A 23,758-nucleotide genomic window follows, 5' to 3' on the forward strand; every position below is an offset into this window, starting at 1 on the left:
GAAAATCTTTATAAAATTTCCTTAATCGGAAATGTAAGTAGGTAACCTATGGATAGTATTTATCAATTTAATGCACCACTTTACAACAGCGAAAGCTTTCCTCTTAGTAAGCTACAGGGAAAAACCATACTGATTGTTAATACAGCGAGTAAGTGTAATTTTTCGGTGCAATTAAGTGCGCTTGAAAAACTATATCAAGAATATAAAAGTAGCGGATTTACAATATTGGCATTTCCATGTAATCAGTTTGGTCAAAATGAGCCGCTTGATAATTTAGCCATTAAAGACTTTTACCAAGAGCAATTTAATATCTCGTTTGAGATATTTGGTAAAGTAATGGTAAATGGGCCAGAAACTCACCCGTTGTTTAATTATTTGAAATCACATACTCGGGGTATTTCACAAAACCGTGCAATTAAGTGGAATTTCACTAAGTTTTTAATTAACTCACAAGGGCAACTTGTTGCACGCTATGCACCGCGTACTAAGCCCGAAACACTTAAACAAGTAATAGAAAGTAACTTACTGCAAGCCGCAAAGTTAAGCGCTGCAAGAGGTGGTAAAAAGGTAGCATCAAAAATACCTTTGTTTACGCCAGCTAAGGCTTAATTTAAATCAATAAAATGCGTGTTACTAAAGCACAGATTTATAAAGTAGTTTATTGTATTGATACTTATTAAGCGTCGAGGCTATTACCATGAACATTGCTTTTTTTAGTACTCAAAAGTACGAACTGCCTTTTTTTGAACAAAGTACACGCGATCACCGTGATATTAAAATAACGTATTTTGAGCAAGCTCTGAGCGAACAAACGGCTATTTTAGCAAACGGGTTTGATGCCATATGCGTATTTGTTAACGACACCGTAAACGCCACGGTTATTGAGCAATTGGCAAGCCAAGGCATAAATACTATTTTGCTGCGTTGTGCAGGATTTAATAATGTTGATTTACCTGCTGCAAAAGCACATAAAATTAAAGTATTACGCGTACCGGCTTACAGCCCTGAGGCCGTAGCCGAGCATTGTATAGCACTTATGCTAACGCTTAGCCGTAAAACCCATAAAGCGTATAACCGCGTACGCGAAGACAATTTTGATTTAAACGGATTGCTTGGTTTTAACTTGCACAATAAAACAGTGGGTATTGTAGGTTGCGGTAAAATTGGCCTTGCGCTGTGCAACATTTTAAATGGCTTTGGCGCTAAAGTATTAGTGTGCGACCCCTACGCACAACCTGGCAATTATACAATTACCGATATAAACACTTTGCTTAGCCAAAGCGATGTGATTTCTTTGCATTGCCCTTTAACGGAGCAAACTCATCATTTAATAGATGATGAGGCATTTAGTAAAATGAAAACCGGCGTTATGCTTATTAACACCTCTCGCGGGGCACTGCTTAACAGCAAAGCGTGCATTAATGCACTTAAAACTAAAAAATTAGGGTATTTAGGGCTCGACGTGTACGAGCAAGAGTCGGAGCTATTTTTTAAAAATCACAGTGACGAAATAAACCAAGACGATATATTCTCGCGCTTAGTGAGCTTTAAAAATGTATTAGTAACGGGACATCAGGGCTTTTTTACCCAAGAAGCACTCACCGAGATAGCAAACACAACCCTACTTAACGCGCTTGAAGTAAATGAAGATAGGCCTCTGACTAACGAGGTTTTATAAAGACCTAGGCTTTACCTAAATATCCGGTACAAAAAAAGCGAATAAGGTGAGCCCTATTCGCTTTTTTGTTTAAAAATTCACTTTAAATAGAGCTTAACCAAAGGCAACGTTTGCAAATACTAAGGTCATTAATATTGGGCAAACAAATCGAATATACTGAGCAAACCAGTAATGTACGCCAGTTGTTGCTTGGTGTAATTTATTACCACGCTGCCACATCCACCCTACTGTAATAAAGTAAAATAAACCCATAAGCGGTAATTGGTATTGAGTAAATAGCATAATAACTAAGCCAAATAACCAATCAAAATTTAGTATAATTGCGCTTGCACACACAAGTACAACGGCGCTCACTGCCCACGTTGCTTTGGTGCGACTAACGTTATGGTTTTCGACTAAAAACGCTACCGGAATTTCAGTCGTCGATATAGTTGACGTAACCGATGCAATAGACATTAATACAAAAAATAATAAACCAACTAATAAACCAATTTCGCCCATGGTGCTAAATAGCTCAGGTAAAATAGCAAAAATTAGTTGCCCTTCGCCAATCAGTTTACCGCCACTAAATACTTCAACACCGTTGTGCTGCGCCACATAAATAGCAGGAATAATAAGTAATCCAGCTAAAAAAGCAACGCCAGTATCAAGTAGTGCAACACCTGCTGTGAGCTTTGGTAAATTAGCATCTGGCTGTAAATACGAGCCGTAAATCATCATACAACCCACACCTAACGAGAGCGAAAAGAACGCTTGCCCCATTGCGGCAATAATTAAATTAGGGTCGAGTATCTGGCTAAAGTCAGGAATCAAATACGCGGCAAAACCTTCGCTTGCGCCATCAAGTGTTGCAATGTAGGCAATTAAACCAACAAGCAATACTAGCAACAGTGGCATTAAACGGCGCGACCAGGTTTCGATTCCCGATTTAACCCCTTTTAAAATAATACTGGCAGTTAAAATAAGCATAAGCGGCGTAAATACAAAATTACGCAGCACTGAGTCGCTATGTAAAAATTCGCTTGCGCCTGTGAAACCTAAAAAGGTTGTTATGGGTTCAATAGCGTACGAGAGCATCCACCCTGCCACTATTGAGTAAAAACTTAGCATAACAACTGCGCCCGCAAGGCCTATATAACCGGCTGCTGCACCCACTTTACGGCTAGTGTTTTGCCATGCATCGCCCAATGCTTTTACAGGATTAGCTTGTGCTTTGTGACCTAAATAAAGTTCGGTATACAGCGCAGGTAGCGCAAGTAAAAATATAACAATAAAATAAACCAGTAAAAAAGCACCGCCGCCATGGTTGGCCGCTTGCGTAGGAAAACCCCAAATATTACCCAAACCCACTGCTGCGCCAGCAGCGGCTAAAACAAAACCAAGTCGGCTTTGAAACCCATCACGCACTTGTGCCATACATCTACAAATCTGTTATTATTTTGATTATTGTGAATTAAACCATATTTCATGCCAGCTGAGTAATAAAATTGTACCCAGCCTTTATTAGTGGCACTAACCGCTCACAATATCAGCGACTTCTTTTGCTTTAGGGCTTTTATGACTGAACACTATTTTAAAAACGCCTTGAGTATTACTTCAACTCAATTGGCAAATTTGTCTTTAGCGAGTAACAGTATTTTATTATTTAATGCTAAAACACTTGAGCTTAGTGACTTTAATTTGCCCGACTGCTTAAGCTCATTTGAGTTAACCATTATAAACCGCCGCAAAAGCCCACAAGCTAAGCAAGAGTATTTAGCTACGCGGTTATTGTTAAAACACCTTATTAAAGTAACGCAGCCGCAACATACGCACGTACCCCTTAATAAAATGAGTACCGAATTTGATGAAGCAAGCTCAAAGCTGCAAATACATGTAAATGGTAATGTTATAAATACCTGTATTTCGCATTCGCATGGTTTAGTTGGGGTCGCGCTAAATCTTGATAAAAGTGAGTTTGGTTTTGATATTGAAAAAGTAAGCCTAAAGCGCCCGTTTGAAAAGCTCGCTAAGCATTTTTATCATAATGATGAAATTACACTTATCACCAAGCCTACTAATACCCAAGCCCAAGCAGATACGTTTTTTAGAATTTGGACATTAAAAGAGTCACTTGCTAAAGCCACCAGCCGCCCTATTGCAAAATTACTTAGCCCCAATGTATTTGACGAATTAAATAGTGCAAAGCTGAGTGCTAGCAGTAATCGCGTTACTGTAGTTGATAGCAATGACAGCAATGTTTGTTTTGATGTAAGTGTGGTGCATAAAAAAAGCACCGACTGGCGATGCTTTTTATTAACTGATTTTGTTAAGTGATTTTACTAGGTAACTTTACTAGTTAATCTTCCTGAATAACGGTTATTTACGCAGCAAAATCGTTTTCTAATAAACGGCTATGGATAGACTGTACTACGTTATCTGACTCAGTTTGCTCTACTAAAAAGCACAAGTTGTGTTTACTTGCACCGTGACAAATTAATCGAATGTTAAAATCTTTTAGTACACTCATTAAGTTCATTTCGTGTTGGCGTAATTGAATCTCAGAGCCAATAAGTGCCACCAATGTTAAGTTGTTTTCTACCGAAACATGACAAAACTCTGCAAGCTTATCTAGGCATTCTTGATCAAGCTCTGGGCGCGATGCGTTTTGCGCATTATCAAGGGTTATAGCTACGCTGATTTCTGATGTGGTTACCAAATCTACCGATATATTGTATTCACTTAATAGTGTAAATACGCGTGCTAAAAAGCCGCTTGCTAGGAGCATTTCTGGGCTTTTAAGCGTAAGCAAAATTTGGTTTTTACGTTGTGTTACTGCGCGTATACCTGGTTGCTGCGATTTTTCGCGCTCAATCCACGTACCGCCACGCTCAGGCTCGCGGCTAGAACCTACAAACACGTTAATGTGGCTACGGCTTGCTGGTAAAATAGTCGCTGGGTGCAATACTTTTGCGCCAAAGGTTGCCATTTCAGCGGCTTCGTCAAAACTTAAGCGTGCAATAGGCGTCGCTTTTGCGCACAAACGCGGGTCAGTGCTAAAAATGCCCACTACGTCGGTCCAAATATGCACACTTTTAGCGTTAATCGCTTCTGCTAATAATGCAGCGCTGTAGTCTGAACCACCACGTCCTAGCGTTGTGGTGTGACCGTATTCGTCACTACCAATAAATCCCTGAGTCACAATTACTTGAGCGTCTAATAACGGAATTAAATGTTCTTTAGCGGCTTGCGCTGTGGCTGCAACATTGGGCGTTGCTTTACCAAATTGGCTGTCGGTTTTAAGCACCTTGCGCACATCAAAGCGATCGGCATTTAAACCTTGTAAACGCAGCACCTGAGCAAATAAATACGACGATAAACGCTCACCAAAGCTAAGTAGCTCGTCGTGTTGCTGATCGGTTGTTAGTGGCTCTTGAGCCAATGTTTGAAATGCTTTTAAGGTTTCGTTAAAGCCAACCGCTAAATCGGCATCTAGCGATAATTCATCTAAAATAGTTTGCTGAATAGCAAGCACGCCGTTTATGTGTTCTTGGCGCTCACTTGAGGTAATGCTTGATTTACACAGTGCAACTAAGTGATTAGTTACGCCGGCACTGGCGCTCACGGCAACAATACGTACGCTTTTATCTGCAACAATAATTTCGCTACAGCGACTCATCGCTTCAAAATTTGCAACACTGGTTCCGCCAAATTTGGCAACGATGTAATCTGATTTTGCGCCTGATACAGTTTGTGGCACTGATTGGGTAGTCATTTAGTCTCCTTTCGCGGTATCCAAACCGCAATAAAACAAGAAGAACTTGGCAAAGGAATGCTTGAAGATAAGTCCACTGCCAGAAGCTCTCCACCTATATTGGTGACAGTTTTGAGGATTCAGCCCCATAAACCGAAAAACAATGACGACGTATCATTATTTTCCTCGGCGAGTACTTCCCTCCTTAATGATCATCGGCTTTCGTCGCCTAACATTAAGTACCTAAGTATCGCACCTCTTCTGAATGCTTTATTAACCAGTGGCTAATAAAACAAAACCCCACTAAGTAGCGGGGCTTTGAAAGTTATCGTTTAGACGTCTAGCTGTCAAGCATTTAATAATTTATGAGTTAAATAAAACTGCCCATGTAATACGAGCCCGCATATCCAACCGTATAGCAAATTAATAAATGCAGCGATAAACGCAAGTAGCTCATAAAGGTAAGCGCTTTAACTTTACTCATGGCAATAATGCCCGCAGCCGAACCAATAATAAGCATTGAACCACCCACGCCCGTTGCATACGTAAACGACAACCAGTGTTGTTGGCTCATTACTATATCGGCTTTTAATAATGCAGCGGTAAGCGGTACGTTATCGACCCCTGCTGATAATATGCCCATTAAGTAGTTTGCGTATTCTGGTGCCATTACCGTGTATAGGTCGGTAAATTTACTCAACATACCAATTTCTTTTAATGCGCCTACAAGTAAAAGTACACCTACAAAAAACAATAATGTGTCGTATTCTATATCGCGAACAAAATCGATTATGTCTTTGTTAATGTCTTTTTTGCGCATTAAAAATTGCGCTACTAAAAACATCACTGATAAGCCAAACAAGAAGGTGAGTAAAGGCGGTACGCTGTAAACTACACTCAGCATAAGTGTGCTCACTACGGTAGATAAAAATATAACGGCGATGGTAATGTCGGTTTTTTCAATGCGGGTTTTACCTGCACCAGCAAACTCAACACGCCCTTTCATACCGATAGACAGTAACGCAGCTAGCAGCATAACGCTTGCAAGAGCTGGCGCTATAAGTAGTAATAAATGAGCAATGGTTACTTTGCCATCTAAAAATATCATCAGTGTAGTTACGTCACCTGTTATTAGCGATACCCCACCTGAGTTAACACCAAATACAATAAGCGTGGCGTATTTAATGAGCTTTTTAGGTTCAAGTTTTAACGACATAACAACCGCAAGCGATATAAGCGTAGCTGTTACATTGTCTGAAATCGACGAAAACAAAAATGCAAAACCACCCACCAAAAACATGAGCTTTTTTTCGCTAATACTTTTTGGCATAACACGGTGCACAATATTTTCTATAAACCCCTTTGAATTTAAATACGCGACAAAGGTCATTGCAGCCATTAAAAATAGCCATAGAGAGGCAATTTCTAAAATATTTTCGTTTAGGAGGTGTTGAATCGTATCGGGGCTTTGCCCGTGTAGAGGGTATATAAAAAGAAGAATCCAGCAAAGCGTACCAAAAAACAGCGTGGTTTTAGCTTTATTTACATGGATTATATCTTCTATAACGATCAGTAAAAATGCAATCGCTATCAGGGTTAGAATAATCGAGGAAACCATGGTAGTTAAACAACCTTTGATATAGTTTTAAAGAACACACAAATAACATTCCATTTCATGTGCCTATTTTCGGCGCGAATTTTAGCACTGCCTCTATGCAAAAACTATTATTAAATGGTCTTAAAAACGAATACTATATACAGACAAGGTTAATTAAAAATACGTAATAATGAGTCTTCTAAAAGAACTCAATAATAAAATACTAGGATGTTGTAACCCCTTATGATCCCAGCTAAAAAGCTGCTAAACACCATAACCGAACATTGGGGTGTATTAGCGCTATTATTTAAACGTTTTAAAATGGCTGACTTTAGCCTAAAAGACGTACAAAACGCGATTAAGCAAAAGCAGCCTACGTGGTCAAACGAACGCATTTATAAAGAAACAAATCGTTTGTTAAACCAAGATATTTTAATTCCGCTGGCTAAATCCTCTCAGCTTGAAATAAATCGTGCTATTGCCGATTTTGCTACTTTTTTACTGCAAGAAGAGCATTTAGGCTTAGCGCAAGAAATTAGCGTATTAGTCGACGACCTAGCTCGTTTAGGTAATCGCCTAGATAACGCTGGCGAAATAGAAGACTTTGACGACTTACGCCGCTACAGCCGTATTATGGATGATCGGGTGCGTAAAATAATGAAGCTCTATACGCACAACGAAAACGCTATTTTAAATATAGTTGAACAAGCCAAATCAAATAATGCGGTGCAATCGCTGCAAAAGCGTTATAAAGCGGTAATAGAAGCCTTTGACGAATACATAGAGCCAATGCTTGAAATGGTTGATATTCGCGGTGAGTTTCATGCGTGTTTTATCCTCATTGAAGAGCAAATAAGTAAGCAAATTATTCATATTGAACGCTCGGGTAAAGCGTATAACGACAAACGCATGTTGGAGCAATTACGTACCCGTATACTCGAAATGCATTTAATGGGCCGAGAAAGCTTACGTAAAAGTGCCGATATGCTTATGCCACTACGTGAGGAGCTACGCCGTAATAACTTAATTACTCGCCAAGCAGCCAAAGTACTTGGGCTTGTACGTAAAAATGGTGTAGACAATATGCTAAGTGCTGTGCAACCACATTTTGTAAGCGACGCGCAGCGATATTCGCTTGGTCAGCAACGCCATATCGTGGCTTACATGGCAAGCTTGGTTGAATTTGAACACGAAGAATACCAATTGCCTGACCAGCAAGACGTGCCTGCATTTGTTACACCTAATATTCCTGACTACAACGATGTTAAAACCAGCTTTGCTAAGCGCTTTAATAAAAAACGCAAAAAGCCGCAGCCCTTGCTGCAATTTTTAGACGAAAGCTATCCAGATCTCGATGCCGATGAAATGCTATTTTTGTATCAAAAATTAGTCAGCGACAGCGATATTAAAATAATTCAAAGCGATGAAAAAGCCCGCGTAAAAATTGCCGGTCAGCACTTTTCTTTATATCCATTTAATTCAGAGCCTCAGCCAGATCCAAAGGCAGGTAAATAAACCATGACACACATAAACTTAGACGAGCTAACTCATCTACAAGCCATTAATAAAAAATTAGTAGCGGGTTATCACATTTGCGAGCAAGACAACGTAATGTGGCAAGAGCTTGACCAGCACATAGAAGACTACACCGCCCTATTTACCGCCCTAGGTAACGATTTAAAACACGACAGCCGTGGCTTTTATTATTTTGGTAGCGACGAAAGCACGCCAAATATGGGCAAAATATCTCGCGCTATCGCGCTCACCATTTACATTTTAATTGAGCACTACGCCAATACGGGTAAAGATCCAATGCGTGCATTGTTTGACGACGTAAACGATTTAGAGCTTATGCAAACGCTGGTGCAAATTAACAAACATTTGTTTGATCAGCTTGAGATATTTTCGGGATCTGATTTGCGCAAAGACGTTTACCTGCGCATGGTGCGCCTAGGTTTAGCCCGTGAAGTAGAAGGCGGCTTTCTGCTACAAGCGCCAATTCACCGCTACATAGATGCACTCATGGAAGTAAACGAAGAAACTTACATTACAGAGGACGAGGAATGAAAAATCTATACGGACTAAGTAAACTCGCCCTACTTAACACCGCAGGCTATGCAAAATGTGTGATCCCGCTTGATAAAAGCAGCTCTATTTGCGCGCCCAATAACACAGGTAAAAGCTCGGTTATTAACGCCCTGCAGTTCCCGCTTATTAACGATTTACGCTTAACAGAATGGGACGGACACGATTTAGATGAAACCCGTAAGTTTTATTTTTCATCCGATCAGTCGTACATTTTACTAGAAGCTAACTTGCCTCATGGCTCGGTAGTAATAGGCGTTGCGGGACTTGGTAAAATTGCCGGTTACGCGCATCAGTACTTTTGTTATCAAGGAAAGCTTGATTTAGAGCAGTATACGCAAGGTAAAACTATTATTAAATTTACCAAGCTGTTCAACCATTTAAAATCGCTTAACTACAACCCTATTGAGTTAAAAGCACAAGAGTTAAACGCGCTATTGACTGGCGGCGCAACCCCATTTGACGGCGACATTAACTTAAAAATGATCCCGCTTAATAATGTGCAAGACTCCTCTATTTATAAAGAAATATTTAGACGTATTCTTAACTTACATAAATTGGGCGCAAGCGACGTAAAACGCTTTATGCTGCGTGTGTTTGAACGTCATATGTCGAACTCTAAAGTCGACTTTTATGAAGTATGGCGTCGCTCGTTTGATAAAGTAAATCGCTCAAAACGCGAATTAAAAGCCCTTGAGTCAATGCAAGAGCCAATAGCAGCGCTTGAATCAATGCTTGAAAACCAAACCGTGCTTAAAGGTAAATTAGCCGCATACGCACCTAAAATTGACCAAGCACTGATTGATTTTGATACCTATCAAGAATCGCAACTTAATGAGCTGGGTATAGCGCTTGAAGATATAGAGCACGAAAAACACGAGTTTGAGCAAAAGCAAAGCCTATACGTACAGCAATCGCGTGATATAGAGCGTAGACAAACTCAAATTGAGCAGTGGTTTTTAGATTACGATGCGCTTAAAAGCGAGTTTGAACTAGTAAATAAAGCCACGCTTAAAACCAGCCTGACTCAGTTAAAGCAAGATTACGAGTCGCTTTCGCACTCTATAACTAGCGCACAAGGGCAAAGCCTGCACACGCTTGACTACCGCATTAGCGAAACACAAAAACAAATTAAGAGCTTAAAGCTGCAACTTAAAAATCTTGAATTTAATTTGTTTACCCGCATGCGCGAAGACCTCTCGTTAAAAGAAGTAGAAGAAATATCGCGCATTTTAAACCCAGATATTCTATCGTTTGCAACCACCACTAATGGCGATATAACCATTGATGACGAAGACGCGTTTGGTGAATTTTTATCGCTACTTAGCGAAAACGTTAAAGGCGGCGTATTAACGCTACCAGGTGCGAGCATTAAGCTTAAAAAGCTCTCGCCTGTGCAAATGCAAAGCGGCGAAAATAAAGAGCAATTAACCGCTCAGTTAAATGCACTTGAGCATTCACTTAAAGAGTTTAAGCAACAACGCGATGTTGCTGCAAACGTTGCCGACAAGCAAAAAGAAAAAGACGCGTTATACGATGAGCTTATGAGTGCAGAGAGCGCCCTAAAACGCTTAGAGCAGTTTGATGTAATGCAGCAATCGGTTGAAGCGCAAGCCATGCTAAAAGAGCAGTTATTAGCTGAGCGCGAACAAGTTGACGACTACCTGCAAGATATTCAAAAAAATAGTGGCTCAATTGCCGATCGTCGCTCGTTAATTAAATCGAAACAAGAGCAAATTAATCGCCAAACTGAGCGCTTACGCCAAGTTAAAAGCGAGCGAATTGACCACACGCTTGATTTATACAGTGGTAAAGTAACCCCGTACATGATTGATATTACGGTCGACTTTGATAACTTAAGCGACCTTGTTCATCACTTTAATAAAGACTGCCAAGAACTGCGTAATTTTGACATAAACGTGCGTAATACCTATTTGCATGTATATAACGCGGGTATTACTAAATTCGACAACGAAAATGACGAATACACTAAATACCAAAAGCTAATAAGCGCCTTTCATAATATTGAAAACGAACGCGATGCTGTTGAGCGCCAAGCACGCGTTGCGCTTACCGAAGTGGCCGCAACTATTAAAGGCTTGCGAGAAGATTTAGACCGACTTCGACGCGAAATGAACAGCTTTAATAAAGGCATAAGCCAGCACCGTATTTCAAACCTGCAAGCGTTTAAAATTAACGTCATACCGCGCAAAATGCTGGTTGATAGTATAGACACCATTATCAGCACGTCGCATCAATTTGAGCAAGGTGACACACTTGATTTACTGAGCCAAGAACCGTACAGCGAAAGCGCGGTAAACGAAGCGAAAGATCACTTAATTAAACTCGCATCAGATAAAGCGGGCTTAACACTTACCGATTTATTTGATATCCGATTTGAAGTGGTTAACCGCGCAGGTGAAACCGAACACTTTGAAAAAATAGATTCGGCGGGTTCAAATGGCACACGTATTACGATTAAGTTATTGTGTGGCATGTTGTTTATTCGTTACTTATTAAGCGATCAAGAACAAAACCTATACCGTATACCTATTTACATAGATGAAGCGGCCGACATTGACCCGCAAAATCAAAAAGCGATTATAGAAACCGCACTAAGCTTTGGTTTTGTGCCTATATTTGCCTCAGTTAAGCCACAAATAAGTTGTGACTACATTGTGCCGATTCGCTCGGTAAAAGACGGTGCACAAAACTGGGTGGATGAAAAAGATTGGATTGAAGTTGAACACAATTAATTGGCCGTTAAGGCAAACCAACTAAACTAAAATATAGGACGTTTAAATAATACACATTTAAACGATGTGTGTTATTTTAAATTAATGCATTTTATTGGAGCAAACGTAATGAAAAATATACTTATTGTTGCAGCGCTAGCACTACTTACAGCCTGTACACAAACCCCTGATTGGGATTACGATAAATCAGCCAACTTTAGTAATTTTAAAACATTTGCTTGGGTAGAAAACGCCAGCCTAACTAAAGACACAAATAACTACCAAATTAATGGCCTAATGGAAAAACGTGTTCGCACTGCTGTTAACGCAGAACTGAGCCAAACACTAGGTATGAGATTAGTTGATGCAGCAAATGCTGATGTACTTGTTAACTATCATGCATCGGTAGACAAAGAGCTTGAAGTAGATACATTTAATGTAAACTACCGCCCGCATTGGGGTTATTGGGGTACTGGTTTTCAACGCGATACAACTGCGCGTGAATACGAAGTGGGTACACTGATTATTGATATTGTGGATCGTGAATCTAACCAGCTAGTATGGCGCGGCGCAAAAGAAGGCCGATTAAAGAAAAATCAATCGCCAGAACAACGTGAAGCATCAATTAATAAAACAGTGAGCGAAATTTTAAGTAACTTCCCGCCGCAAAAGCAGCAGTAAGTTAAAATTAGCTATAAGTAAGTTTTAAAAAAGCTCACAGTTCGTGAGCTTTTTTGTGGATGTGTATTTTTGGGCTTACAGACTTAAGTAATTACGAGCTGCGCTCGTCACGTCAGCAAGCTGCACGTCTACAAAAAAACACCGCGTTAAATTTACGATTTATACTTATGCAGTAACTCAAGCGGTATATGGCAGTAATCATCAGGGTGATTAGTTAATCGGTCTTGATGCTCAGGATCGCTTGGCACGTAGTTAGTTAGCAGCTCTACCCCTACCACAATTTTATCGGCATCACTGCGCTTGTTTATATAATTGCTTGCTGCGTCTAAATGGCTTTGGCTTTTGCTATAAATGGCAGTGCGGTATTTAGGGCCTACATCATCCCCTTGTTTATTAATGCTATACGGGTCAATAATTTCAAAAAAGTAGTCATACAGCTTATTTAGGCTAACGACTTTTAAATCAAAAATGACTTTTACGCATTCGGCATAACCATCGTATTCGCCGTTAGTGGTTTTGCTTGTACCATTAGCGCGCCCTGCTTCAGTACTTATTACACCAGGTAAGTGCTTTAAAAATTCTTGTACACCCCACAGGCAGCCACCAGCAAAGTAAATAGTATTTTGTTGTGTCGTATCCATTATAAATGTTACCTAATAAGTAATTATACCGATTGCATTAAAATAGTGTTCTATTATAGCGCCAAGAAAATAGCGCAATAACAAGGCGAAAATTATGACATATAGTTGTTCTATATAAATAATTTTTAACGCAGTGAGTGCGCTATTTAATACGATAGAATGACCATGTTTTTAATAAAGCCGGTATTACGTAAATGGTTATCAAATGCAGTTATTAACAAATTAATGTACAATCGCGCACAAAATGACTGCTGTTACATTTAGTTATTTTATCATGCTCAAATATAAGCTTTGAAATTAATTGTAACCGCAGCTACAAATAAAAAATGACGAGAAACACATGAATCGCAAACCACACATTATAATACCTGCAATATTATACAGCGTTACTGCATTTGCTAATGCTAATACGCTATCTGATGAGTCACCAATCGAGAAAATAACGGTTGAGGCCTCACCCACTGCAAATAAGTTGCCAGTAGGTACATTCGACTCGCCTATTTCTAATTTAGAATATGACCCTCGTGTTGACCTTCAATCGCGTAATATGGCTGAGGCGCAAGCTGATGTAACTATACGCGGCGGTATTTTCGAAAACACCGGTTTTAGAGTAGGAAGCGCTACTCTACTTGACCCGCAATCTGGGCATTATTTTGCTGAAATACCCATTGCACCGCAAATGCTAACCGGCCCAGATGTTTTAACCGGTGCCGATAACGCACTTTACGGTATGAATAGCTCTGTAGGTACAGTTTCGTTTGGTTGGAAACCGATTATTACTGGCGGTAGTGTATCCCTTGGTACTGGTACAAACGACTTTAATTTGCAAAGTATTCACGCTGCTAAAAACACACAACTTGATAGCTTAGCTAACTATACTCTGGGCTTTGAAGGTGAGTATTCTCATTCGCAAAGTGATGGCACCATTGATAATGGCGATCATGACTTCTCGCGCGCCTCAGCTCGCGTGCAATTAGCAAGCGAGCACAGCCAAACAGATTTGTTTTTTGGCTCACAAGATAAGTTTTTTGGTTGGCCAAATTTGTACACCCCTTTTGGCGTTAACGAAACTGAAGATTTAGAAACCCGTCTTTGGATGCTTAATCACAAGCAAAACTACGCTGATAACAGCAACTTTGAAGTATCTGCTTATTATCGTACCCATGACGATCACTATATTTACTCTCGCGAAAATCCAAGCGCTTTTGAAGCGTTTCACAAAAGTGAAGTTAAGTCGTTAGCGCTATCGGGGCATCATGCTCAAAGCGATGTATTTGCTGTAAATTATTCAGCACAGTTTATTGACGACTCAATTGAATCTACCACGCTTGAAAACAACTTTACCTCTCGTAAGTATTATAAATTAAGCGTATTGCCTGAATACAAAATGGCGCTTGAGGATAATAAACAACTTACCTTTCGTTTAGGCGCAGCCTATGACGATACAAATCGTGATGATGCTGAAGTATCAGCTATTGGTGACATAACCTTAAACACCCAAAATAGTGACGGCACAGCACAAACCCTTTACTTATCATACGCGCAAGCGAGTCAAGTTGCAGGCTACACAGCCATTGGCGGCAGTGATTCAGGCGGGTTATTTAGAAGTAACTACAACCTTGAGCGCGAAACCACATCAAACTTGGAGCTAGGTTTATTACTTGAAGAACAAACCTGGCAGTTAAACTCGGCTATTTTTTATCGAAAAGATAATAACTTAACCGATTGGACCTTTAATTTTGATTCAACTTCAGCGCGCTTTGCAAACCCAGTTGATATTGATACTGCAGGGGTTGAATTTTTAGCGACTAAGCACTTTGATACAGCAAAACTTATAGCAAGCTACACCTATTTACATAAATCAGAAAACTACGGCGCAGCCGATATTGATGCCAGTTTTTACGCGTTAAACTTTCCTGATCACCGTTTAACACTTGGCGCCGTGTACAACCCAACTGATATTTTAGAATTTAGAATAGATAACGAATGGCGTACACAACACAAAAATGCACTTAGAAACGGCAATGACAACGCGTTATTTACCCAGCTAACCCTTAAAATAACGCCGCCACAGTTGAGTAATTTATTTATCACCCTAGCGGCAGATAACTTATGGGATGAGTCGTTTGAAGAAATACCAGGTACACCAGGGCGCGGTGAGCAATATACGTTAAGCGCAACGTATAGCTGGTAACTAGTAACGTAAGCAAGCTTCACGTCTGCAAAAACAGACACAAACCTACACTTTGGCGGTAGACGCAGAGCTTGCTCGCGTGAAAAGAGCAGCTTTTAATTATTTAGAGTCCAGCGACTTTTACCGTCTTTGTGAACCTTATTGACGGGCAATGCCCGTTACGTAAGCAAGCTTTACGTCTGCAAAAACAGACACAAACCTACACTTTGGCGGTAGACGCAGAGCTTGCTCGCGTGAAAAGCGCAGCTTTTAATTACTTAAAATAAAAACACAGTAATAAATAAGTGTAAATATATGTGTATTTTAATAGCTCACTAAGTGAGCTCTTCGAGCTCTGTAATAAGCGCTAGGGCTTGTGCATTTGTTGACCCGCACACATCAAGCGTGGCACTAAAATCGCTACATACTTTTGGTCGACTTTCATCACCAAATAACTTACATAAATTACGTTCGTCCAGCTGAATACAACGCTCTCCGGCTTTTTTACCATTTGGCATACCTGGAATAGGCGAACTAATACTTGGCGCAATACAACATGCGCCGCAGCCTAGCCTGCAATTCATCGATTCGGTTTTCATAATTTCCTCTGTATAAAAAACACTTACTTTAATTTCTTTTTAGGAACTTAATTAGTCACATAGTGAGTTGTAACACACACATGTAATGCTTTGTTACATCTTAAAACAGCTTGTAAACACTTTATTGCGTATTATTGCTCTGTCACCACCAATTATGAAGGAATGCCTTGTGGCTACTACAAAACAAATAATACTCCCAATCGCTGTTTTAGCAGGCGGTATTGCTTTAGCTTTCGCCTTTATGGCAATGAAAAAACCACCCGAAGAAAAGCCAGAGCAAGATTTACGTCCTTTAGTAGCAACACAAAGCGTACTTTTAGATTCTATAACGCTCGATGTTAAATCGTACGGCATTGTTAAACCAAAGTATCGTACCGAGCTAATAGCACAAGTTAGCGGGCAAGTTATTTCGGTATCAGATCAATTTGTTGAAGGCGCGTTTGTAAAGCAAGGCGATATTTTAGCACGAATTGATGCAAATGATTACGAGGCAGACTTTATTGAAGCGCAAGCAGGTTTAGCACAAGCAAGCTCTGCACTTGAAATAGAACGCGCGCAAGCACATGTCGCTCAAGCTGAGTGGGAGCGTATTAAGTCAGACTCAAGCGACGCTATTGCATCAGAACTTTATTTACGAAAACCACAGCTGGCAGAAAAATTAGCGCGTTACCGCTCTGCTCAAGCAAGTGTTAAGCGTGCTAGCCGCAATCTTGAGCGTACTTATATTAAAGCCCCTTATGATGCCATTATTAATGAGCGCACAATTAGCTTGGGTTCAGTAGTAAACCCAGGTAATAGTTTTGGCGCACTAAGCGCAACCTCAGTTGCAGAGGTACGTTTACCGGTTGCCGATCAAGAACTGCAATATTTAAAAAATGGCGGCGTAGGCTCAAATGTTACATTTAACGCAGAATACGCAGGTAAACAAACAATGTGGCAAGCCAAAGTAATTCGCACCGAAGGTGTGGTTGATCAAACAAGCCGTATGAGCTACTTGGTAGCACAACTTGCAACACCTTATGGCGACAAAACACGCCCTCTTCGTTTTGGTTCATACATTAACGCTACCATTGAAGGTCGCCCGCTTGATAACGCAATTATTGTTGCGCACCACTTAGTTAAAGATAATAAAATTGTAATTTTAAATGACGATTTAACATTGTCGTTTAAAACCCTCAATATTATACGCGAACAAAACGGCATGATTATAGCCAGCCAAGGGTTAAAAAATGGCGAGCAAATTGTTACCTCAGCGCTTGAATACCCAACTGAAGGTATGGCAGTAAAAATTGAAGATATTGCGCCTGATAAAACTGATGTAACTCAACTTGCGCTGAAAGAGGAATAATCATGAACACTCGTGAAACAGGGTTAATAGCATGGTTTGCCCGAAATCCCGTTGCTGCCAACCTACTAATGATATTTATATTAGTAGGCGGTATTTTAATGGCGATGACCATTCGCAAACAAATGTTCCCACAGTTTGAAAGCAACTGGATAAGCGTACAAGCAGTTTACCCAGGGGCTGCCCCGCAAGAGGTTGAAGAAGGCATAACCATAAAGGTTGAAGAAAACCTCGAAGGTATTGAAGGCATTAAACGCCTAATTACTTACTCTAACCGTGGTTTTTCACAAGCGTGGATTGAAATAGAAGAACAATACAATCCACAAGAAGTACTTGATGAAATTAAAGTACAAGTTGATTCAATAAACACCTTTCCTGCGGGAATGGAGCGCCCTGTTGTGCGCCGCGATAAGTTTGAGCAAGAGGTAATGATACTCGCGCTTTACGGCGACATGAGTAACTACCAGTTAAAAGAGCTTGGCAACGATATAAAAGACGAGTTACAAGCACTGCCTCACGTTAACCTTGTTAATTTTAACGGCGGCTTAGAATACGAAATTGGTATAGAAGTCAGCCCCGATAAACTGCGCGAATATGGCTTAACATTTAGAGATATTGCAGGCGCGGTGCAAAACTTTTCGGCAAATATGTCGGCGGGGCAAATACGCTCTGAAAATGGTTATATTTCGATGCGTGTTGAAAAACAAGCCTACCGTGGTTTTGAGTTTGAAAAACTGCCACTTATTACCCTTGCTGATGGCGCACAAATTTATTTAGGCGATGTTGCAACTATTAATGATGGCTTTGAAGAAGGTCTACAATATTCAAAATACAATGGTAAAAACTCACTCTCGTTTGAAGTTAACGCATCAAAAGATCAAGACATTACCGATGTAGCAAAAGTACTTAAAAGCTACATGGCAACTAAAGAGCCACTTTTACCTGCAGGTGTTAAGCTCTCTCCTATTGTTGATTTAACTTACTACCTTGAAGGTCGACTCGATATGATGGTCGATAACATGATTTGGGGTGGCTTGTTAGTAATGTTAGTGCTGGCACTATTTTTACCACTACGCTTAGCATTTTGGGTAATGATGGGTTTACCAGTGTCTTTTCTGGGCGCCTTTTTGTTTATGCCTATTGGCTTTTTAGATGTAACAATTAACCTAGCCTCTCTTTTTGCCTTTATACTTGTACTCGGGATTGTTGTTGATGACGCCATAGTTGTGGGCGAGTCAGCCAGTGCCGAAATAGAAAAATACGGTCACACACTTGATAACGTTGTACGCGGTGTAAAACGCGTTGCGATGCCAGCAACCTTTGGTGTACTAACGACTATTGCGGCATTTTTACCTCAAACACTCGCAACCGGCCCTGGCGCTGCTTTTTCTAAGGCCATTGGTGGCGTGATTATTTTATGTTTGATTTTTTCACTCATTGAATCAAAACTTATTTTACCTGCGCATATTGCAGCAATGAACCCACGTAAACCAAATCCTAAAAACCTATTACATCGCTTACGAATGGTGATTGATAGCAGCTTAAAAAGCTTTGTGAATAACTACTACCTTCCATTTGTTGGCCGCTGTATTCATTATCGCTATACAGTGATTGTCGGCTTTATGTGTTTGCTTATTGTAAGCGCAGGTATGTTTGCAGGTGGTTTAGTTAAGTTTGTACCAAACCCTAAAATACCGCACGACTTTCCACGTATTGATATAGAAATGAACCTTGCTTCATCTGAGCAAGCAACGCTTGAAACCGCACGTAAAATAGAAAGCGTGTTGTTAAAGGTCGATCAGCAACTACAAGAGCAATACGGTAAACCGATGATCCGCGATTTATCGGTAAGTCTGCGCGGACGAACGCAAGCCAATATTATGGCCATTTTGGTAGAGCCTGATTTACGCCCTATCGACACCTTTGCCCTAAGTGCGTTATGGCGCGAGCAAATGCCCGCCCTGCCAGGCATTAAAACCATGACCATTCAAGACAGTATAATGAATGGCGGTCGAGATGATGGCGACGTTAGTTTTAAACTTGAAGGCAAAAATGCTGACGAGCTAAAAGAAGTAGCAGGTAAATTAAAAGCCAAATTAGAAACAATGGAAGGCGTTGGCGACGTAAACGATTCAATGCAAAGCGCTACCGACGAAGTGCAACTTGATTTAAAACCACTCGCTTACAGCATGGGTTTAACGCTTGCTGATGTAGCGTCGCAAGTTAGCTTTAGTTACTACGGCTTAGAAGCGCAGCGAATATTGCGTGAAGGCGAAGAAATTAAAGTCATGATCCGCTATCCAGAAGACGAACGTAATTCAATAAGTGACATAGCAAGTGTGCGTATTATTACGCCTACAGGCGCTGAAGTACCACTTAGCGAAATAGCCGAAGTTAAGCTGGTTGACGGTGTAAACCGTATTCGCCGCGAAAACTCTAAACGTACTGTAAACGTATGGGCTGCGGTAAATACCGACAAAGCCGAACCATTTGCGATTGCAGAAGAAATTCGTGATGAATACTTACCAACATTACTTAAAAGCTACCCTGGCGTTACAAGTGATGTAGCTGGGCGCATTCAAGAAGAAATGGATAGCGCTTCAGAGCAGCTTCGTGATTTTGGTATATCAATGATGATTATATTTGCCTTGTTAGCCATTCCGCTTCGCTCTTACTCGCAGCCACTTATTATAATGTCGGTTATTCCGTTTGGTGTAGTGGGCGCTATGTTTGGGCATATGATTTTAGGCATGACTATGAGTAGCTTATCGATGTTTGGCATAATTGCTGTAGCGGGTGTGGTCGTAAATGATTCCCTCGTTATGGTTGATTTTGTAAACAAAGCCCGCGCTGAAGGTGTTGCGATTAAAGATGCTGTAGTACAAGCCGGTGCTCGTCGCTTTAGAGCAATACTACTCACCTCAATCACTACCTTTATTGGTGTAATGCCAATTATTTTTGAAACGAGTTTACAAGCTAAAATTGTTATCCCAATGGCTGTATCACTTGCTTTTGGTGTGTTATTTGCCACAGTAATTACACTGATACTTATACCATGCCAGTATGTTGCACTAGAAGATGCGAAACGATTAGTTCGTAAAATGCGTGGCAAGCCGCCACTAGTAGATGCCCAACCAGCGCCTACAAATAGCTAAATTAAGTAACATCCCAACCAAAAAAGCTCGGCATATTATATGCCGAGCTTTTTATTTTTAGCTTAAAGGTAATATTCGCCTATTTGCTAATACTGTCTCTACTACCCATTGTTTAACAAACAGGATTTATTAACAATCCTAATAATTGAGAGAAATATTGCTCGTTTTTTATCCCTAATACGTTATGGTATTTAAATAATAAATAGACATAATAAAGTTAAGGAACAGCCATGAATACATCTCCCTCTGATCACATTCCTCAAGAAGCCTTTGATTGGTATGACGAATACGCCCACGGTTTAATGGACCGACGTACTTTTATGAAAAAACTCGGTGGCCTTGCTGCACTTGGCTTTTCGATGGCTGTACTTACATCAGCATTATTACCTAATTACGCATTGGCTGAACAAGTGTCGTTTAATGACGATGATATTAAAGCAACATACGAAGAATTCGATTCGCCAGATGGGCACGGTAAAGGCAAAGGTTACTTAGCAACCCCTAAAAACATAGAAGGTAAGCTCCCTGTTGTACTTGTGATACACGAAAACCGTGGTTTGAACCCGTACGTAAAGGATGTAGCAAGACGCTTAGCGAAGGTAGGCTTTATTGCATTTGCACCCGATGCGCTTTTTCCTCTGGGTGGTTACCCTGGTAATGATGATGAAGGACGCGCTATGCAAAAAACCATGGATCGCGCTAAAATTCAAAACGATTTTGTTGCCGCAGCGCACTTTTTAAAATCGCATGCTAACAGTAACGGTAAATTAGGCGCTGTCGGTTTTTGTTTTGGTGGCTACATTGTTAATTATTTAGCGGCAGTAGATAGTAATTTAATCAGCGCTGGCGTGCCTTTTTACGGCACTCCCGCCAGTGAAAGTTTACGTAAAAATATTAAAGCACCGTTAATGATTCAATTAGGCGAGCTGGATAAACGTGTAAACGCGTCGTGGCCACAGTACGAACAAGATTTAAAAGCTAATAATGTTGAATACACTATGCATATGTATAAAGGGGCAAATCATGGTTTTCATAACGACTCGACAGGTCGCTATGATAAAGACAATGCCGAACTTGCATGGCAACGTACCGTTGAGTTTTTTAATAAAAAGCTAAGTTAACGAATAAAAAATAATGCCACCAGCTCTAAGCCGGTGGCACTATTAAAAATACTTGGTTTTTATTAACTTTAATTTTTTTTGCTACGCATAACTAATAACGACAACAAAACGAGTAAATAAATACTCAAAGAGCCACCGCTACTAGAGCCATCTTTATTTTCGACTTTTGCAATTTTTTCTTCTTTAACACGTGTTTTAAACCTTGATAGCTCTGCATCTAAATTAGTAGTCATATCACTAACTGCTAGATTAAAACCTTCAGCCGACTTTTCAGATAACGTTTCATCAATACCTATTGCTGTTGTTCTTTTTTCAAGTTTACTTATACCTGGTGCTCTAAATAGCATTTTTCTACTTTTAATATCAAAAACAGCTGTATCCACAAAGGTTTGAATTGTATTTTCATTACCTGGAATAACGTACATACCCACTATTGTCCAATAAAGTAAGGCTGCATTATTTTCATACGATTGCGTAACTTGATCATATGAAACCAGTGCCATTACATCTACATCGTAAAGCCTCCCGACTTGCTCGAGTGTTGCAAAACCTTCACCTCCTTTTAAATAGGTACTTGGTATAACTTCAATGCGGTCAATGTAATCATATTGTAGAAATGACTTTTTTACTTTTTCGAGTAACTCGACTTGGTTTTGGGTCTCTAACCCGTCTGGCTGCCAGTTTTTAGACGGTACAAATGCAATTCCGACGGTAACAGGGAGTTTTAAAACAGGTATCTCAGGTTTATAGGTAGAGCGGCTTTGTTGATCAGGATATAAGAAGTCCATTAAGCTACTAGATTGCGTATTTTTACCTGTATTGTTACTCACAAACGAACTACAAGAAGCAAGTAAGGTCGCCATAAAAATAATTATATATTTATTAAATTTCACATTTATTCCTTTTTATTTTTAATTTAATTCAGTTACGTGCCAAAGCTCACCCGATGGTCCCCATAAGTAAATAACGCTACCCCAAGGTTCTTGTTTTATACCCTCAAAGCGGATATCAAAACCGTTTAGGTTACTAATGAGTTCATATGCTTCATCTATATTTAACACACAAAGTTGCAGCATTAAGTTTTCAGCAAACGTTTTATTATAATAACGCTGTAAAAAAAACGTACATTCGCCAAAAGTACACACGCATAAATCATTTGAGGCATCTTCAATCTTAAATCCCAGCGCTTTATAAAAGCGCTGAGATTGCTCATAATTTTTACAGGGAATAAAAATTCTAATATCATCAACTTGCATAACTCTTCCTTAATTAGCTCAGTACGCTTTTATCAATAATTCCTTTATTTACCAACTGCTGCAAAATAGCTTGGGATTTTGCTCTGCATGCATCACGTAGTAAACGCACCGCTGGAGTTATTGACTGCCTACTTGGGCAAATAAGCCAGAGTTCACCATTAACATGTTGATAATCTTGCATTACAGTAACCACCCTGTCATTGAGTAAATCGTCGGCCATATCAAGAGCCGACTTTACAGCTAAGCCCTTACCCGCAACGCACCAGCGCCTGACTAAATCGCCATCGTTTGAGGCGCGCCTACCATCCATTTTAACTTTATATTTTGACTCACCATCACTGAATTCCCACGTATTATTTATAATATCCTGCAACTGATAAAACAAACCTTGATGCGACGCTAAATCATCGGGATGCACAGGGCTTCCATTTTGTAGCAGGTATTCTTCGCTAGCACACAACAAGCGCGGTACATTACAAATTTTAAAACCATAAACACTTGCATCACTAGGCGAGCCATAACGAAGTGCTATATCAACTGAATCGCGATAAAAGTCGATATTACTATCACTTATATGGGTTCTTAAACTTAGCTTTGGATAAGTATCCATGAGTTCATCAATCCATGGGATCACTAAGTTACGTCCTAAATCAGATGAAAGTGCAACACGCAGCCTTCCTTCTATCTCGCCGTGTTCGCCTTTTAGATTTTGCTTTGCGAGTTCAAGCACTGATAGAGCCTGTTCACATTGTGGTATGTAGCGCTCCCCAGCAGCCGACAACCTCAAATGACGTGTTGTACGAACAAACAACTCGCTACCAAGCGCTGACTCCACGCGTTTAATAGCGGCGCTTGCTGTGGCTGTACGCATATCTAACTTAGCAGCTGCGAGCGTAATACTTCTAAACTCAGCTACTTTTAAAATAAGTTTTAAATCTTCTATGTTCATATTATCTATT

At 40.1% G+C, this 23,758-nt stretch carries 19 protein-coding genes and 1 riboswitch; of the genes, 11 read left to right on the forward strand and 8 right to left on the reverse strand.

Features of this window, described 5'->3' with window-relative positions; translation table 11 throughout:
• The first annotated feature begins 48 nt into the window (after window positions 1–48).
• Together D172_RS10730 and D172_RS10735 are read left to right on the forward strand one after the other, a co-directional pair.
• Window positions 49–609, forward strand: a complete 561-nt coding sequence (locus D172_RS10730) for a glutathione peroxidase (RefSeq protein WP_007375798.1) — start codon at window positions 49–51, stop codon at window positions 607–609.
• A gap of 88 nt (window positions 610–697) precedes the next feature.
• Complete coding sequence (locus D172_RS10735) at window positions 698–1,678, forward strand: 2-hydroxyacid dehydrogenase (protein ID WP_007375799.1); 981 nt, start codon at window positions 698–700, stop codon at window positions 1,676–1,678.
• Between the two features lie 93 nt (window positions 1,679–1,771).
• Here D172_RS10735 and D172_RS10740 read toward each other — a convergent pair whose 3' ends face one another.
• Window positions 1,772–3,094: a sodium-dependent transporter gene (locus tag D172_RS10740; protein ID WP_007375800.1), complete on the reverse strand. Its 1,323-nt coding sequence runs from the start codon at window positions 3,092–3,094 to the stop codon at window positions 1,772–1,774.
• 141 nt (window positions 3,095–3,235) lie between these two features.
• On the opposite strand from D172_RS10740, the gene D172_RS10745 reads away from it, so the two are divergent.
• On the forward strand, window positions 3,236–3,994 hold the full coding sequence (locus D172_RS10745; protein WP_007375801.1) for a 4'-phosphopantetheinyl transferase family protein: 759 nt from the start codon (window positions 3,236–3,238) through the stop codon (window positions 3,992–3,994).
• A 46-nt stretch (window positions 3,995–4,040) separates the two neighbouring features.
• On the opposite strand, the gene lysC is transcribed toward D172_RS10745, so the two are convergent.
• Together lysC and nhaD are read right to left on the reverse strand one after the other, a co-directional pair.
• Window positions 4,041–5,432, reverse strand: coding sequence for a lysine-sensitive aspartokinase 3 (gene lysC / locus D172_RS10750; RefSeq protein ID WP_007375802.1), 1,392 nt, complete (start codon window positions 5,430–5,432; stop codon window positions 4,041–4,043).
• Window positions 5,433–5,507: 75 nt separating this feature from the next.
• A riboswitch (Lysine riboswitch) is annotated at window positions 5,508–5,680 on the reverse strand.
• A gap of 101 nt (window positions 5,681–5,781) precedes the next feature.
• Window positions 5,782–7,029, reverse strand: coding sequence for a sodium:proton antiporter NhaD (gene nhaD, locus D172_RS10755; protein ID WP_007375803.1), 1,248 nt, complete (start codon window positions 7,027–7,029; stop codon window positions 5,782–5,784).
• Window positions 7,030–7,251: 222 nt separating this feature from the next.
• Here nhaD and D172_RS10760 point away from each other — a divergent pair, with 222 nt between their 5' ends.
• The 4 genes from D172_RS10760 (at window position 7,252) to D172_RS10775 (ending at window position 12,509) form a co-directional block, all read left to right on the forward strand.
• Window positions 7,252–8,523, forward strand: a complete 1,272-nt coding sequence (locus D172_RS10760; RefSeq protein WP_007375804.1) for a hypothetical protein — start codon at window positions 7,252–7,254, stop codon at window positions 8,521–8,523.
• A gap of 3 nt (window positions 8,524–8,526) precedes the next feature.
• Window positions 8,527–9,075, forward strand: coding sequence for a condensin complex protein MksE (locus D172_RS10765; RefSeq protein ID WP_007375805.1), 549 nt, complete (start codon window positions 8,527–8,529; stop codon window positions 9,073–9,075).
• Window positions 9,072–11,849, forward strand: coding sequence for a chromosome segregation ATPase (locus tag D172_RS10770; protein ID WP_007375806.1), 2,778 nt, complete (start codon window positions 9,072–9,074; stop codon window positions 11,847–11,849). The genes D172_RS10765 and D172_RS10770 overlap by 4 nt, the downstream gene beginning before the upstream one ends.
• A gap of 108 nt (window positions 11,850–11,957) precedes the next feature.
• The gene (locus tag D172_RS10775; protein WP_007375807.1) at window positions 11,958–12,509 is read left to right on the forward strand and encodes a DUF4136 domain-containing protein; all 552 of its coding nucleotides are present in this window, start codon (window positions 11,958–11,960) and stop codon (window positions 12,507–12,509) included.
• Window positions 12,510–12,661: 152 nt separating this feature from the next.
• On the opposite strand, the gene D172_RS10780 is transcribed toward D172_RS10775, so the two are convergent.
• Complete coding sequence (locus D172_RS10780) at window positions 12,662–13,150, reverse strand: peptide-methionine (S)-S-oxide reductase (RefSeq protein WP_007375809.1); 489 nt, start codon at window positions 13,148–13,150, stop codon at window positions 12,662–12,664.
• Window positions 13,151–13,490: 340 nt separating this feature from the next.
• Here D172_RS10780 and D172_RS10785 point away from each other — a divergent pair, with 340 nt between their 5' ends.
• Window positions 13,491–15,344: a TonB-dependent receptor plug domain-containing protein gene (locus tag D172_RS10785; protein ID WP_007375810.1), complete on the forward strand. Its 1,854-nt coding sequence runs from the start codon at window positions 13,491–13,493 to the stop codon at window positions 15,342–15,344.
• 314 nt (window positions 15,345–15,658) lie between these two features.
• Here the strand turns inward: D172_RS10785 and D172_RS10790 are convergent, their stop codons facing one another.
• The gene (locus D172_RS10790) at window positions 15,659–15,922 is read right to left on the reverse strand and encodes a YkgJ family cysteine cluster protein (protein ID WP_007375812.1); all 264 of its coding nucleotides are present in this window, start codon (window positions 15,920–15,922) and stop codon (window positions 15,659–15,661) included.
• A 169-nt stretch (window positions 15,923–16,091) separates the two neighbouring features.
• Here D172_RS10790 and D172_RS10795 point away from each other — a divergent pair, with 169 nt between their 5' ends.
• The 3 genes from D172_RS10795 to D172_RS10805 all read left to right on the forward strand — a co-directional run bounded on the left by D172_RS10795 (window position 16,092) and on the right by D172_RS10805 (window position 21,543).
• Complete coding sequence (locus D172_RS10795) at window positions 16,092–17,270, forward strand: efflux RND transporter periplasmic adaptor subunit (RefSeq protein ID WP_004335425.1); 1,179 nt, start codon at window positions 16,092–16,094, stop codon at window positions 17,268–17,270.
• A 2-nt stretch (window positions 17,271–17,272) separates the two neighbouring features.
• A complete protein-coding gene (locus D172_RS10800) occupies window positions 17,273–20,422 on the forward strand; it encodes an efflux RND transporter permease subunit (protein WP_007375813.1) in 3,150 nt (1,049 codons plus the stop codon).
• Between the two features lie 230 nt (window positions 20,423–20,652).
• A complete protein-coding gene (locus D172_RS10805) occupies window positions 20,653–21,543 on the forward strand; it encodes a dienelactone hydrolase family protein (protein WP_004335418.1) in 891 nt (296 codons plus the stop codon).
• A 68-nt stretch (window positions 21,544–21,611) separates the two neighbouring features.
• On the opposite strand, the gene rhlP is transcribed toward D172_RS10805, so the two are convergent.
• From rhlP to D172_RS10820, 3 genes are read right to left on the reverse strand one after another with little or no spacing between them, the layout of a single operon-like run.
• Window positions 21,612–22,406, reverse strand: coding sequence for a rhombotarget lipoprotein (gene rhlP / locus D172_RS10810; RefSeq protein WP_050482403.1), 795 nt, complete (start codon window positions 22,404–22,406; stop codon window positions 21,612–21,614).
• A 48-nt stretch (window positions 22,407–22,454) separates the two neighbouring features.
• Window positions 22,455–22,799, reverse strand: a complete 345-nt coding sequence (locus D172_RS10815) for a hypothetical protein (RefSeq protein ID WP_007375815.1) — start codon at window positions 22,797–22,799, stop codon at window positions 22,455–22,457.
• 13 nt (window positions 22,800–22,812) lie between these two features.
• Complete coding sequence (locus D172_RS10820) at window positions 22,813–23,748, reverse strand: LysR family transcriptional regulator (RefSeq protein ID WP_007375816.1); 936 nt, start codon at window positions 23,746–23,748, stop codon at window positions 22,813–22,815.
• Window positions 23,749–23,758 lie beyond the last annotated feature (10 nt).

Origin of the sequence: Pseudoalteromonas sp. Bsw20308 (genome assembly GCF_000310105.2) — a bacterium.
Classification (GTDB): Bacteria; Pseudomonadota; Gammaproteobacteria; order Enterobacterales; family Alteromonadaceae; genus Pseudoalteromonas; species Pseudoalteromonas fuliginea.